The sequence below is a fragment of the Streptomyces sp. ISL-98 genome (assembly GCF_018614055.1).
In the GTDB taxonomy this organism is placed as follows: Bacteria; Actinomycetota; Actinomycetes; order Streptomycetales; family Streptomycetaceae; genus Streptomyces; species Streptomyces spiramyceticus.
Map to the genome: position 1 here is coordinate 81546 of NZ_JAGGPB010000058.1, position 12961 is coordinate 94506.

The following is a 12961-nucleotide window of genomic DNA, read 5'->3' on the forward strand; positions in this document are numbered from 1 at the left end:
ATGCCCGCAAAGGGTAAGCACCGTCGTCCCAAGACCAGTCCCCTCACTCGGGGCGTCGTCGCCGCAGGCACGGGTGGCGCCGTACTCGCTCTCCCGGTGATCGGCGCGGCGACGGCCCACGCCGCGGAAAAGGCGGCACCGGCCGCCAGCGTGCAGAAGGCCGTGGCACCGGCCACCGCTATTGCCGCGAAGGATGGCACTCCCAAGATCTATACCGTGATCGTGGGCGACTCTCTTTCCAAGGTCGCGGACAAGCATTCCGTGAGCGGCGGCTGGAAGAAGCTGTACGAGGACAACAAGAAAGCGGTGGGCGACGACCCGCGGCTGATTCATCCAGGCCTCAAGCTGACGATCGGCGAGAAGGCCGAAGCCCGCTCGGCAGACCGGGCCGACCGCTCCGAGCGGAAGAGCACGCCGCCCAGCAAGGCAGGCGCCGCCGCCGCGAAGCCCGCGACGTACACGAACGACCTGGACGGCTGGATCAAGGAGTCGCTGGCCGTCATGGCCAAGCACGGCATTCCGGGCACCTACGACGGCATCCACCGCAACATCATGCGCGAGTCCTCGGGCAACCCGCTGGCCATCAACAACTGGGACTCCAACGCTGTGGCCGGCACGCCGTCCAAGGGGCTCCTCCAGGTCATCGACCCCACGTTCCGGGCCTACCACGTGCCCGGTACGTCGCTGGACAGCTACGACCCGGTCGCCAACATCACCGCCGCGTGCAACTACGCCGCCGACCGGTACGGCTCGATCGACATGGTGAACGGCCCGTACTAACGGCCCGTACCCACGGCTCGTACTGACGGCCGATGTGACCCGTTCGAGCTACGACCGGACGGCGGCCCCGGCCGCCGTCCGGCGCCATACTTGCGGTCATGCGGGTGGCGTTGATGACAGCGGGTTCGCGCGGTGACGTAGCGCCGTACACCGGGCTCGCGCACGGCCTGGCGCAGGGCGGCCACGAGGTCACCCTGGTCACGCACGGCTGCTTCGCGCCGCTGGTGGAGGCGGCGGGGGTGGGTTTCCACCCGCTGCCTGTGGACCCGCGCGCGGAGCTCGCCTCCGTACGGGGCCGCGCCCTGCACCGCAGCGTCACCGGCGTGGGGAAGATGGCGCGGATGGTCGCCATGGCCCGGGCGCTGGTCGGGAGCATGACCGACGATCTGCTGCTGGCGGCCCGGCGCAGCGACGTGCTGCTGCTGTCCAGCTCACTGGGCCCGCTGGGCCACACCATCGCCGAAGGGCTCGCGCTGCCCAGCATGGGCGTCTACCTGCAGCCGCTGGCCGCGACTGGCGAATTCGCGCCGCCGGTGATCGGCACCCGGTCGTGCGGAAGCGCCGGAAACCGGCTGGCCGGACGTACGGTCAACGCTGCCGTGGACGGCATCTTCGCCGACACCACGCGTGCCCTGCGCGCCCGGCTCGGCCTCCCGCGAACCAGCACCCGCGCCGCCCGCCGCGCCCGCGAGCGCAGGCAGTGGCCGGTCCTTCACGGCTTCAGCCCCCTGGTGGTGCCCAGGCCCCGCGACTGGCGCCCCGGGCTGGACATCGCCGGCTACTGGTGGCCCCACGACCCGCCGGAGGCCCCGCTGCCGCCCCGGCTGCGCGAGTTTCTCGCCGCCGGACCGCCGCCGGTCTTCGTCGGTCTCGGCAGCGCCACCGTGCCCGACCCGGACCGTCTGAGTCAGGTGGTGGTACGCGCCCTGCGCGCCGCCGGGCTGCGCGGCGTCATCCAGCGCGGCTGGAGCGGGCTGCACGCCGACGCCCCGGACATGCTCACCGTCGACGAGGTCGCCCACTCCGCCCTGTTCCCCCGGATGGCCGCAGTGGTCCATCACGCCGGCGCCGGAACGACGGCCGCGGGCCTGCGAGCCGGCGTCCCCGCCGTGCCTGTCCCCGTCCAGTTCGACGCGGCGTTCTGGTCCGCCCGCCTCGTCGCCCTGGGCGTCGCCCCCGGAGCACTACCGCTGCGCAGACTCGACGCGCCCGGGCTGGCCGCCGCCCTGAGGCGGGCGACGAGCGAGCCGTCGTACCGCCGCCGCGCAGGTGATCTGGCCGCACGCATCCGCGAGGAAGACGGCGTGGGACCCGTACTGGCCGCCGTCAACCGGCTGGCCGCACAGACTTGAGTGTGGGCTTGTCAAGTTTGCTGCTGCGAGTTATATAGGTGTTGTCGCCATGTGCATCCCGCACAACCAGGAAAGGAGTGACCGATGATGCTCATGCGAACCGACCCCTTCCGCGAGTTCGACCGGCTGACACAGCAGCTGTTGGGCACAGCCACGAGTCCGAACGCCATGCCCATGGATGCGTTCCGGGCCGGTGACACCTTCGTCGTCGAACTGGATCTGCCCGGGGTGGACCCCGAGTCGATCGACCTGGACGTGGAGCGCAACGTGCTGACCGTGAAGGCCGAGCGTCGCTCCTCCGCGGGCGAAGGCGCGGAAGTCCTGATCGCCGAACGGCCGACCGGCTCCTTCAGCCGCCAGATGTTCCTCGGTGAGACCCTGGACACCGAGGGCATCGATGCCTCGTACGACGTGGGAGTGCTGCGCCTGACCATCCCGGTCGCCGAGCAGGCCAAGCCACGCAAGATCTCCATCTCCGGTAAGAAGGCCCGCCAGGAGATCAGCGCCTGAACCCGGCGGGGCGGGACCGGGCGCCGCAGTCCGGGGCCCGCCCCGAGCGGGCCGTCCCCGGCGGGCGGGCCGCACGGGAGACGAGCACGGCACGCACGACGAAAGAGCTGACATGGTGATCAAGTGGGACGCCTTCTTGGCTGCCGTCCAGGAGCGGGGCCAGTACGCCTCCCGGGAGGAAGCGGAGCGTGCCACCCGCGTGGTGATCGCCCTTCTGGGTGCCCACGTCGTGGGCCCGAGCGGTCCGAACTCGCCACACGGCTGCCGGGCTCGTGCGCGCTCCTGCTGCTCAATCCGCTGCCCGCCGCTGAGCCGCTCGGGCCGCAAAGGTTCGTGCGGGCGACAGCGGCGTGGATCGACGGGGCCACCGAGGAGACCGCGCAGTGGGACGTCAGCGCCGTCCTCAGCGTCGTCGCCGACGAGGCCGACGACGAACTGATGCGCCGCATCCTGCTTCAGCTCCCACCGGGTTACGACCTCCTCTTCGGCCGTCCCCAGCCCATCTGAGGCCCGCGCGTCCGGCCCGGGGGCGGCCAACCGGCCTCAAGTCTTCTTGCCCCGGCCGGACAGCGCGTCGCGCATCCGGTCCACGAGCCCGATCCCCGGAGCGAGAATCTTGTTGGCCGGCGGCGTGTCGGGGGCGCTGGGGTGCGGACGGGTCGGTGCCATCTTCTTCGCCTGCCGGACCTTGTCACCCAGGTCGTCCAGCATCTCCGGGGTGCAGGCGTCGCGCAGCCGGGGCAAGAGCTTGGTCTCCTCGTCCGTGACATGGTTCCTGATCTCCGACATGAGCCGGGTGATCAGGATGTCGAACTGAGGATCCTCCGCTTCGCAGCTCTCCAGTTCCTTCATGGTGCGCTCTGCGGCGGCGTGGTCCTGCAGCTCCCGGTCGGCGTGTGCCTCGCCGTCCGGAAGGTGCTTGCGGACCGCGGGGTACAGGTACGTCTCTTCGGCGACCGAGTGGCGGACCAGCTCCATGGTGACCCGGTCCGCGTACTCCTTCCGCCGGCTGTCGCCCGTCGGCAGCTCCTCGATGTTGACGAACAGCTCCTCCACTTCCCGGTGGTCCGCGGTCAACTCCGAGATGACGTCCTTGCCGTGCTGCATGGTGTGGCTCCTGTTCTGAAGGCCTGTCCGGCCGCCAGTGAAACTCGTCCACGGTGAGGCCCGGGGCATTGCGGCTCCCGAGGGCGCGGCGCGAACCCCCTGTGGGCCGAGCCACGTACCCGTCGTGACCTGCGCCATTTCTCCGGCGGAAGGCGAGCTGTAGCGTTCCGAGCCACTCTCCTCATGGATTCGGACGGCCCGGCAGTGTCCGCAGACCTCGCCCCGCTGATAGCGGCGACCGCTCAGTGGCTGACGCGCGCCTATCCGTCGGGCGGCGGGGCGATGGACGCCGCGCTCTGCGAGGCGCAGGCACGGCAGGCCGTGACGGTCGCCGCGTGGCTCCGGTATCCGACGTCGATGGACGCCGCCCTGGTCGCCGTGTCGGGGCCGGGGGGCTCCGGCAGGCTCGACTGGATCACCGGGGCGGACGCGACAGGCACCGAGGACCCCGACGGACACGCGTGGCGTACGTGGGTCGACGAGGTCGTGGTGAGCTGGGCGGCGTCCCTGCTCAGTGCCCCCGCCCTGGCCACGGCGGCGGTGACGGCACTCGCCGGGAGCGGGCACATGGACGGATCGCCGGTCGATTTCCGGCGTCTGGTCAGGCCCGGTGTACGGGACCGGGGCGCAGCCGCACTCCTGCGCCACCCGGATCTCCTCGCGCCCGTAGCCGAACTCCACAGCGCGCAGCTCCTCGCCCGCCTGAAACGAGAAGCGTCGGCATAGACGGGCCCATCCCCGGCCGCGATGGCCGTCGCCACCCACTGCTCTCACTCACCGTGAGCCACTCGGATGCCCTACCTTGCCGCGCCTGTCGCCTGCCCCTCACCGAAGCTGATCGCAGGTTCAACGGGCTCAGGCCGGAGGAGATCGAGATGGGTACCGCTTTCCCACACCGCTGGGAACACGCCGTCGTCACCGGCGGTGCGGGTTTCGTCGGCTCGCACCTGTGCACCGCACTGCTGGACGCCGGCACCGCTGTCACCTGCGTCGACGACTTCAGCACCGGCCGTCCCGAGAACATGTCCGAGCTGATCGACCGCCCCGGTTTCATACGGACGATGCGATGACCACGTACGACGAACAGCAGCCCACGGCCCCCGAGTACGCCGTGGTGATACCGACGCTGGGACGCCCCAGCCTCCGCGCGTGCCTGCTGGCGCTGTCCGAGGCCACCGGCCCGAAGCCTTCTCTGGTGGTCCTCGCCGACGACCGACCCGAAGCCGAGGAAACGCGGTTCCCGGCCGAAATTCCGGCGGCTCTGCAGCCCGTAACCACCGTCGTGCCCGGCGGCGCCCGGGGACCGGCCGCGGCGCGCAACACGGGCTGGCGGGCGGTCGGGTCAGTGCCGTGGATCGTCTTCCTCGACGACGATGTCGTGCCGGGCCCGACCTGGGCCGACGACCTCGCCCGCGACCTCACCGCCACGACGTACCGGACCGCCGCCGTCACCGCACGTATCTCGGTGCCACTCCCGGAGCACCGCCCGCCCACCGACTGGGAACGCAACACCGGCGGACTCGCCACCGCCCGGTGGATCACCGCCGACATGGCGTACCGCCGGGACGTGCTGGAAGCCGTCGGCGGCTTCGACGAACGGTTCCGTCGCGCCTTCCGCGAGGACGCGGATCTCGCGCTGCGGGTGCTGGCGGCGGGCTGGACGGTGAGCGCGGGGGCGCGCAACACCACCCACCCGGTCCGCCCGGCCGACCGCTGGATCTCCGTACGCCTCCAAAGGGGCAACGCCGACGACGTGTTGATGAACCGGCGGCACGGCAAGGACTGGTGGACCCGGGCGGACGCGCCACGGGGGCGCCTGCGCCACCACCTCGCGGTGACCGGCGCGGCGTTGACCGCCCTCACGTGTGCAGCACTCGGCAAGCCCCGAGCGGCCACAGCCGGCGCCGCCGTGTGGCTGGCGGGCACGGTCGAATTCGCCTGGGCGCGGATCGCGCCCGGCCCTCGGACGAGGGACGAGGTCGTCACCATGGCGCTCACCAGCGCGCTCATCCCCGCCGCCGCCACCTGGCACTGGCTGCGAGGCCACCTGAAGCACTGCCGAGCGCTGCCACTGGACACGCACGAGACCGCACCGCCACCGCGCGCCCCGCGAGAGCCGGTGCAGGAGCAGGTGTGGCCATGACCGGCTGGTCGGCGCCCTCACCACTGCGCCCGCCCTGCTGCCGGGGCCGGCCGCCTTCGCTCGCGTTCGCGGCGAGGATCGCCCGAGGATCGCCTCCGACGGGTTACGCCGGTCCGTCACGGGCACCCGGAAAGGGAGCGAGTGAACACCGACCGGACACGGTTGCAGGAGCAACTGGAGAGAGTCATGAACCAGCATGGGAAGAACAAGATCAGCCCCCTGCGGGACGACGAAATAAAGCGGGAGCTGCAGGGTGAGCTCATGGGCGGTCACTCGACGCGGTCGAAAGAGGAGCGCGAGTTCGAGCCGTCAGGCGAGGACCAGCCGTACGCGGACCGCTCGCCCCACACGCCTCTCACGGGTTCGACGCCGCCGGGGATGACTCCCGAAGACGTGCAGCTGCGTACCGAAATGGGCCGTCACCTGGGCCGCAGTCTCTATCCGGCCGACCGCGCGAAGGTCCTGGAAACGCTGCGGGAGAACAACGCGCCCGACCGGCTGGTCGAGACGGCGTCGCGGCTGCCGGACGACGGGACGTACGCCAGCGCCCAGGACATCCTGCGTGGCCTCGGGCGTGGTGGGGGCGGCAGTTGACGGGACAGGTGAGCCGAGGAGGCCCCGATGACTCAGCACGTACGCGAAGTCATGACCAGCACCCTCGTCACCGTGGGCACGCTCACGGCGGTCAGTGAAGTCGCGCACCGGATGCGCGAAGAGGACATCGGCGCCGTCCTGGTCACCGAGGGGGACGAGCTGCGCGGGCTGGTCACCGACCGGGACCTTGTGGTGCGGGTACTCGCCGAAGGGAAGGACCCGGGCGACACGACCGCGGCCGAGGCCTGCAGCCCCGACCTCGTCACCGTCACACCCGACGACGATGTTGACCACGCCATTCAGTTGATGCGTGAACATTCCCTGCGCCGGCTGCCTGTGGTGGAAGGCACCACAGCGGTGGGCATCGTTTCGCTGGGCGACCTGGCGATCGAGCTCGACCCCGATTCGGCGCTCGGGGACGTGAGCGCCGCAACGCCCAACAGGTAACCAGGTAACAGGGAATCGCCCGAACGGGTGGCGCATTGTCACGCGGGAGTGACGCTGTCGCAGCCGATGGCCCGTGCGCGTGCACACTGAACCCCGTTAACTCAGTGAGCGCCCCCGAAGCGGAGTTGCTGGGCCGAGCCCCCGGACACCACCGGGGGCTCCGGCTTGCCCACAGGCCGTTGTGCAGGCACTGGTCGGCACGGTTCGCTCGATTCGCCGGATTCAGGTGATGGGCTCCGGGGCGGGGACCGGCCCCGGCAACGGACCCGGCTGGGGCTGCGGCTCCGGTGGCGGAGTCGGCGCCGGCGGGTCCGGCTCGGGCTGGGGCGGAGCCGGGGGCACCGGATCGGGACCGCCCGGCGCCGGCACCGGACCGGGCACGGGTCCCGGCTGCGGCCCGGGACCCGGCGCGGGTGTGGGGCTGGGCGGGACGGGATCGTTCGGCGGTGTACCGGGCATGACGGCCTCCTGATGGCCTCCTTGAGGAAACGGCCTCCTCGCGGAATCCGTACTGCCGGGCGCGTGCCCGGCGGCGGCACCGGCAAACGGCGGCGACAGCGTGGGGCCGGCGATAGCGTGAGGCCATGGAACAGCGCATCAGTCTGATCACACTGGGTGTCGCCGACGTGGCACGTGCCAGGGCGTTCTACGAGAGCTTGGGCTGGCAGGGCCAAGAGGTCGAGGAGACCGTCTTCTTCCAGGCGGGCGGCCTCGCACTGGTCCTCTGGGGCCGTGACAAGCTCGCCCGCGACTGCGGCCTCGACGATGCGGGGACGGCGGCCGGCTTCGGCGGCATCGCTCTCGCCCACAACCTGCGCTCCCCGGCGGAGGTCGACGAACTCATCGCGACAGCGGAGCGCGCGGGCGCCACCGTCACCCGCCCCCCGGCCACGACGTTCTACGGCGGGTACGCGGGCGTCTTCACCGACCCCGACGGCCATGCCTGGGAGATCGCGCACAACCCGGGGTTCCGGCTCGCCGACGACGGATCGCTCGTCCTCCCGGATTTCAGCAACCTGTAAGTGGGCCCGTATCAGCCCCTCGACGGGCTTTCCGTCGACGGCAGCGCCTGCTCCGCCCAGATGGTCTTGCCCGTCGGTGTGTAGCGGGTCCCCCACTGCTGGGCCATCTGCGCGATGAGGAAAAGGCCCCGGCCGCCCTCGTCGTCCCCGCCGGCATGGCGAAGACGAGGCGAGGTGTGTCCGGTGTCGGAGACCTCGCAGATCAGGGTCCGGTCCCGGATGAGCCGCAGGTGGATCGGGCCGGAGGCGTAGCGGATGGCATTGGTGACGAGTTCGCTCACCACCAGTTCGGTGGTGAAGACCAGCTCGTCCAGGCCCCATTGGCCGACCTGTTCGGCCGCCGCGGCACGGGCGCTGCCGACCACCTCCGGGTCGGCGGCCAGCTCCCACACGCCCACCTGGTGGCGTCCCAGCATGCGCGTACGTACGAGCAGCAGCGCGGCGTCGTCGTCCACGCGACCGGGCAGCAGCCTCGCGACCACCCGGTCGCACAGCTCGTCCAGCGGGCGGTCGTGCTCGGCGAGGACGGAACGTAGCCCGTCGAGCTGGTCGTCGACGTCCCGGTCGCGGTCCCGGACCAGGCCGTCGGTGAACAGGGCGATGAGGCTGCCCTCCGGCAGTTTCAGTTCCGCCGTCTCGAAAGGCAGGCCGCCCAGGCCGAGCGGCGGGCCCGCCGGGAGGTCCGGGAAGGTGACGGAGCCGTCCGTGGGGTGGACGAACGCCGGGGGAGGGTGGCCGGCCCGCGCCATCCGGCACAGCCCGGACACCGGGTCGTACACGGCGTACAGGCAGGTCACCCCGAGTGCTTCGTCGTACGGCATTTCCTCGCCGTCGAGGCGTACCGCCTCGCGCTCATCGGGGGCCTGCGCGACGAGGTCGTCCAGGCGCGCGAGGAGCTCGTCGGGCGCGAGATCCAGCTGCGCGAGCACCCGTACGCTCGTCCGCAGGCGGCCCATGGTGGCGGCCGCGCGCAGACCGTGACCGACGACGTCGCCCACGACCAGCGCCACCCGGGTGCCGGACAGGGGGATGACGTCGAACCAGTCGCCGCCGACGCCGCCCTTGGTGTCCGCGGGCAGATAGCGGTACGCCAGCTCGACGGCGGTCAGCTCCGGCAGGTTCTGGGGCAGCAGGCTGTGCTGCAGCATGAGCGCAGCGGACCGCTCGCGGGTGTACCGGCGGGCGTTGTCGACGCACACCGCGGTGCGCGCGGCGAGCTCGTCCGCCATCGCCAGCTCACCGTCGTCGAACGGCTCCGGGTGGCGTTCCCACGTGAAGGTGACCACCCCGAGCGTCGCGCCCTCGGCGCGCAGGGGCACAGCCACCAACGCGCGCAGCGCCGACTGATCGCCGTCGCGTTCGGCGCCCGCCGGACGTTCCTGCACGGAGCGGCCCGAGGCCAGGCTGCGCGCCTGGGCCGAACCCGGGGGGTATGCGATGCGCTGCCGCCCCGCGGGCCGCGCCTCGTCGGCGCTCGCCGCCACGAATCCCGGCCCGCCCCACACGCGGACCGCCTGGCCTGCGGGCGCGGTCCCCGGCGTGGGCTGCTCCCCTTCCAGTACGGCCTCCAGGAGGTCGACCGTGACCGCGTCGGCGAACTCCGGGACGGCGACCTCGGAGAGCTCCTGCGCCGTACGGGCCATGTCCAGGGTCGTGCCCACGTGTCCGCCGGCCCGCACGAGGAGATCCAGCCGCTGCTGTGCGAGGTAGCGGTCGGTGATGTCCACCGTCTCCTCGCACACGCCGAGCGAGGTGCCCGAGGCGTCCTGCAGCCGGTAGTAGGAGCACGACCAGACATGGTCGTGCTCCGGGTCGACGGGCGGGCGGCCGACGTAATGGAGCTCGATGACAGCCTCGCCGGTGGCGAGCACCTGACGCATCGTCTCTTCCAGAGTCGCCGGATGCCGCGCCGACAGGACCTCCCCCTTCGTCACCATGTCGTCCGGGCCCACACCGAGATACTGCGAGGTGCCCATCTCCTGGTAGAGCGCAAAGTTGGTCCACACCACCCGCAGGTTCGTGTCGTAGATGGCGAGACCGACGGGGGACTGGGTGGCCAGCCCGCGCAGCATCGCCTGCATGGCTTCCCACTGCTCGGTCTCCTCCGCGTCGGCCACCGCGAGAAGCCGTGCGGGACCGGAGCCCGAGCCCGGCAGTGCGAGCACGGCGGTGGCCACGCGGACGATGCGGCCGTCCCGGTGACGCATACGCAGGACCCGGCGGTGGAAGTGCTCGGCCCCCGGCAGGTCTGCGGCACCGTCCACGACCAAGGCGTCGATCGGCCGCCCGATCACTTCCTGCGGCGCGTACCCCAGCAGCCCCTGCGCCGTGGGACTCCAGCCGACGACCGTGCCGTCGGCGTCCAGCACCGCCGTGGCCGCTCTGGAGACATCGAGCGGGCCACGGGAGCCGGCATCCTCGACCGTGTTTGTGCGTACCGCGCTCATGACACCTCCGTCCAGCGGGCCGCGAGCAGAAGCGCGATGTCGTCGGGCCGGTCGGTGGCCTGTCGTGCCTCTTTGATCAGGTGGTCCGCCGTGTCGGCGAGAGACGGCGAGCCGATCTGTCCGGACAGCGAGCCGCGCAGTCGTTCGATGCCGATGTCGATGTCGATCCCCGCCTCCTCCACCAGTCCGTCGGTGAACATCGCCAGAACAGCGCCCGGTTCGAGCCACAGCTCGGTGACCGGGTACGACGCCCCGACATCCACGCCGAGCACAACACCGCCGGGCAGGTCGAGCACCTCGGTCGAGCCGTCGGGGTGGCGCAGCAGGGGCTGGGGGTGCCCGGCCCGTGTGGCGTGTGCGACGCCGGACACCGGGTCGAGGACGATGTAGCAGCAGCTGGCGAACTGGCCCGGATCAAGGTCGATGAGCAGCCGGTTGGTGCCGGTCATCACCTCCTCGGGATCGTGCCCGCTGAGGGCGAACGCCCTTACCGCGCTGCGCAGTTGGCCCATGGTCGCGGCGGCCGAAACACCGTGTCCCTGTACGTCGCCGATGACCAGGGCCAGCCCCTCGTCCGTCTCGACGACGTCGTACCAGTCGCCTCCGACGTCCATGCCCTGGGTGCCGGGGAGGTACCGCCCGACGGTGTCGACGTTGCGGTGTACGGGCAGCCGGTGCGGCAGCAGCGCGCTCTGCAGGCCGCGGGCGAGGGCGGCCTCGGTGTCGTAGCGCTGGGCTCGCTGGAGGGCCTGCGCGATGAGTCCGGCGAGGGCGGTGAGGACCGTACGCTCCTCGGGGCTGAAACCGCGCGGCTGGTCGAAGCCGAGGATGCAGGAGCCCACGGGGCGGCCGGAGGCGATCAGCGGCAGGAAGGCCCTGGCGCCGACGTTGGCGTCCATGGGGATGCCGGGGTAGGCGGCGGCCAGGTGCTCCATCGACTCGAAGAAGATCGGGCGGCCGGAGGTGAGCGTCTCCACGCCGGGCAGCCGGGCGTCGAGCGCGACGCCGTCGAAGCGGTTGAGGAAGCCCTGCGGGAAACCCGTCTCCCAGGCCAGGTAGAGGTGTCGTTCGTTCAGCAGGTAGATCGCCAGCTGGCGACCGCCGAAGGCGGGCAGCAGTTCGTCCGTGACCACGGCGGACACCTGGCGTGCCGTAATGGCCTCTGTGAGCGCGATGGCAAGGGCGACCGGGCGGTACAGCGCGGCCGCCCGGTCGGCCGGGGATCCGAGTCCGACGCCGGGACTGACCAGGGACCCCGGTGCGTACGAGGGCTCCTCCGCCACGGAGAGGGTCCCGGTCACGCCGTCGTGGCCGGGATAGAGGGAAACCGACAGCCACTCCTTCGACGGACGCCGGGCCAGGAAGTGCACGGGCTCGTGGGAGAGCATCGCGGCCCGGTAGTGGTCCCCGTACGAGGGGTGCCCGAACCACGGCAGGGCCTCCCACAGAACGTGCCCGGCCAGCTCCGAGCGCGCGTGGCCGAGCAGGGTCTCCGCACTGTGGTTGATGTACGTGATCCGCCCGAGCCGGTCGAGCGAGAAGACGCCGCCGGGCAGCCGGTCGGTCGCCTCGGCCACGATCGGCCCGGTGCCGAGGTCCACCAGGAAACCGGTCAGGTGGCTCGCCGGAGCGTCGCCGTGCGGCTGCGCCCGGCGGCCCGAGAGTTCGAGCAGGTGCGGCCGGCCGTCCGGTCCCCGCAGCCGCATCCGGCGGGTCACCGCTCGCTCCGACTTCGCCGCCTCGCGGGCGACGGCCCACAGCCCGTACGCGTCCTCCGGGGCGAGCCGCGCAGCGAGTGCCTCGATGGTGCCGGGGAATTCCGCCGGGTCGGTGCCGAGGATCGCGCACAGCTCCTTGTCGGCCGTTACGGCACCGGTGTCGAGCGCCCAGTCGAAATTGCCGGTCCGCACCGGCGGCGTGGAGAGCGAGGGCAGCTGGACGCACGTGGGTTCGCCGTCCCACTCGACGGGCGTGCCGGCCTCGCCCAGTGCCGCGAAGGCGGCACCGAGCCGCCTCGCGATGTTGTGAATCCGGTGGCGGTCGGTGGGATCGACGGGCTGTCCCGGCGTGGCCGGCCGCAGTACCACCAGTACGCCGAACCTCTCGCGGCCGTGCACCACCGGCGCGTACAGCGAGCCGAACGGGAACGGCAGACCCGCCATGAGCTGGGGGAACCTGCGCATGGCCTCCTCGGCGTCGGCGAGCAGCACCGCCGTCCCCGAGCGATAGGCCTCGGCCACCGGGAACGGCCGGTTCACATGCATGCGCCACCAGGGCCGGAACAGCTCGCCGGGCAGCCCGGCGAGCACGGCGAGCCTCAGCAGCCCCGGCGTCCGGGAGCGCAAATAGACACCGCCGGCGTACCCGCCGACGGCCTCGACCGCGTTGACCGCCGTCTGGGCGAGCACCAGATCCAGTTCACCAGGAACTCGGCCGCTGCTCTTCGGTCTCCCGGGCAGCACCCCGATCTCGCCGAGCGGGGCGCGAGGGGCCGTGCCGTACCAGGTCACACTGCCAGGATGCTCCCCCGCTGCCGTGCCGCGCATCTTCGGGCACCGT

The 12961-nt window shown here is 71.7% G+C and carries 11 protein-coding genes and 2 pseudogenes; 10 read left to right on the plus strand and 3 right to left on the minus strand.

Going from position 1 to position 12961, the window contains the following annotated elements; all coding sequences use genetic code 11:
• From J7I98_RS32735 to J7I98_RS32750, 4 genes and pseudogenes are all read left to right on the plus strand, one after another.
• Complete coding sequence (locus tag J7I98_RS32735; protein WP_214928689.1) at positions 1 to 780, plus strand: LysM peptidoglycan-binding domain-containing protein; 780 nt, start codon at positions 1 to 3, stop codon at positions 778 to 780.
• A 98-nt stretch (positions 781 to 878) separates the two neighbouring features.
• On the plus strand, positions 879 to 2132 hold the full coding sequence (locus J7I98_RS32740) for a glycosyltransferase (RefSeq protein WP_251021542.1): 1254 nt from the start codon (positions 879 to 881) through the stop codon (positions 2130 to 2132).
• An 84-nt stretch (positions 2133 to 2216) separates the two neighbouring features.
• A complete protein-coding gene (locus tag J7I98_RS32745; protein ID WP_285438117.1) occupies positions 2217 to 2642 on the plus strand; it encodes an Hsp20/alpha crystallin family protein in 426 nt (141 codons plus the stop codon).
• A gap of 112 nt (positions 2643 to 2754) precedes the next feature.
• Positions 2755 to 3149, plus strand: a pseudogene (locus J7I98_RS32750) (DUF2267 domain-containing protein).
• 36 nt (positions 3150 to 3185) lie between these two features.
• On the opposite strand, the gene J7I98_RS32755 reads toward J7I98_RS32750, so the two are convergent.
• The gene (locus J7I98_RS32755; RefSeq protein WP_214928690.1) at positions 3186 to 3749 is read right to left on the minus strand and encodes a hemerythrin domain-containing protein; all 564 of its coding nucleotides are present in this window, start codon (positions 3747 to 3749) and stop codon (positions 3186 to 3188) included.
• 204 nt (positions 3750 to 3953) lie between these two features.
• On the opposite strand from J7I98_RS32755, the gene J7I98_RS32760 reads away from it, so the two are divergent.
• The 6 genes and pseudogenes from J7I98_RS32760 (at position 3954) to J7I98_RS32785 (ending at position 7955) form a co-directional block, all read left to right on the plus strand.
• The gene (locus J7I98_RS32760; protein WP_214928721.1) at positions 3954 to 4475 is read left to right on the plus strand and encodes a hypothetical protein; all 522 of its coding nucleotides are present in this window, start codon (positions 3954 to 3956) and stop codon (positions 4473 to 4475) included.
• Positions 4476 to 4624: 149 nt separating this feature from the next.
• Positions 4625 to 4801, plus strand: a pseudogene (locus J7I98_RS32765) (NAD-dependent epimerase/dehydratase family protein); the annotation flags it as partial.
• 14 nt (positions 4802 to 4815) lie between these two features.
• Positions 4816 to 5892 (plus strand): glycosyltransferase family 2 protein, encoded by a 1077-nt coding sequence (locus J7I98_RS32770; RefSeq protein WP_214928691.1) that lies wholly within the window; start codon positions 4816 to 4818, stop codon positions 5890 to 5892.
• A gap of 186 nt (positions 5893 to 6078) precedes the next feature.
• Positions 6079 to 6486, plus strand: coding sequence for a DUF2795 domain-containing protein (locus J7I98_RS32775; protein WP_214928692.1), 408 nt, complete (start codon positions 6079 to 6081; stop codon positions 6484 to 6486).
• 27 nt (positions 6487 to 6513) lie between these two features.
• On the plus strand, positions 6514 to 6933 hold the full coding sequence (locus J7I98_RS32780; protein WP_214928693.1) for a CBS domain-containing protein: 420 nt from the start codon (positions 6514 to 6516) through the stop codon (positions 6931 to 6933).
• Positions 6934 to 7517: 584 nt separating this feature from the next.
• Complete coding sequence (locus tag J7I98_RS32785; RefSeq protein ID WP_214928694.1) at positions 7518 to 7955, plus strand: VOC family protein; 438 nt, start codon at positions 7518 to 7520, stop codon at positions 7953 to 7955.
• A gap of 11 nt (positions 7956 to 7966) precedes the next feature.
• Here J7I98_RS32785 and J7I98_RS32790 read toward each other — a convergent pair whose 3' ends face one another.
• Together J7I98_RS32790 and J7I98_RS32795 are read right to left on the minus strand one after the other, a co-directional pair.
• Positions 7967 to 10402 carry a SpoIIE family protein phosphatase gene (locus J7I98_RS32790; RefSeq protein WP_214928695.1) on the minus strand — a complete coding sequence of 812 codons (2436 nt, stop codon included), beginning with the start codon at positions 10400 to 10402 and terminating at the stop codon, positions 7967 to 7969.
• A complete protein-coding gene (locus J7I98_RS32795; RefSeq protein WP_214928696.1) occupies positions 10399 to 12948 on the minus strand; it encodes a SpoIIE family protein phosphatase in 2550 nt (849 codons plus the stop codon). Before J7I98_RS32795 ends, J7I98_RS32790 begins: the two co-directional genes overlap by 4 nt.
• Positions 12949 to 12961 lie beyond the last annotated feature (13 nt).

What these genes read in the sequence shown, in the direction of transcription:
- J7I98_RS32735 (WP_214928689.1), top strand. Translation starts at nt 1, where the DNA reads ATGCCCGCAAAGGGTAAGCACCGTCGTCCCAAGACCAGTCCCCTCACT.
- J7I98_RS32740 (WP_251021542.1), top strand. Translation starts at nt 879, where the DNA reads ATGCGGGTGGCGTTGATGACAGCGGGTTCGCGCGGTGACGTAGCGCCG.
- J7I98_RS32745 (WP_285438117.1), top strand. Translation starts at nt 2,217, where the DNA reads ATGATGCTCATGCGAACCGACCCCTTCCGCGAGTTCGACCGGCTGACA.
- J7I98_RS32755 (WP_214928690.1), bottom strand. Translation starts at nt 3,749, where the DNA reads ATGCAGCACGGCAAGGACGTCATCTCGGAGTTGACCGCGGACCACCGG.
- J7I98_RS32770 (WP_214928691.1), top strand. Translation starts at nt 4,816, where the DNA reads ATGACCACGTACGACGAACAGCAGCCCACGGCCCCCGAGTACGCCGTG.
- J7I98_RS32775 (WP_214928692.1), top strand. Translation starts at nt 6,079, where the DNA reads ATGAACCAGCATGGGAAGAACAAGATCAGCCCCCTGCGGGACGACGAA.
- J7I98_RS32780 (WP_214928693.1), top strand. Translation starts at nt 6,514, where the DNA reads ATGACTCAGCACGTACGCGAAGTCATGACCAGCACCCTCGTCACCGTG.
- J7I98_RS32785 (WP_214928694.1), top strand. Translation starts at nt 7,518, where the DNA reads ATGGAACAGCGCATCAGTCTGATCACACTGGGTGTCGCCGACGTGGCA.
- J7I98_RS32790 (WP_214928695.1), bottom strand. Translation starts at nt 10,402, where the DNA reads ATGAGCGCGGTACGCACAAACACGGTCGAGGATGCCGGCTCCCGTGGC.
- J7I98_RS32795 (WP_214928696.1), bottom strand. Translation starts at nt 12,948, where the DNA reads ATGCGCGGCACGGCAGCGGGGGAGCATCCTGGCAGTGTGACCTGGTAC.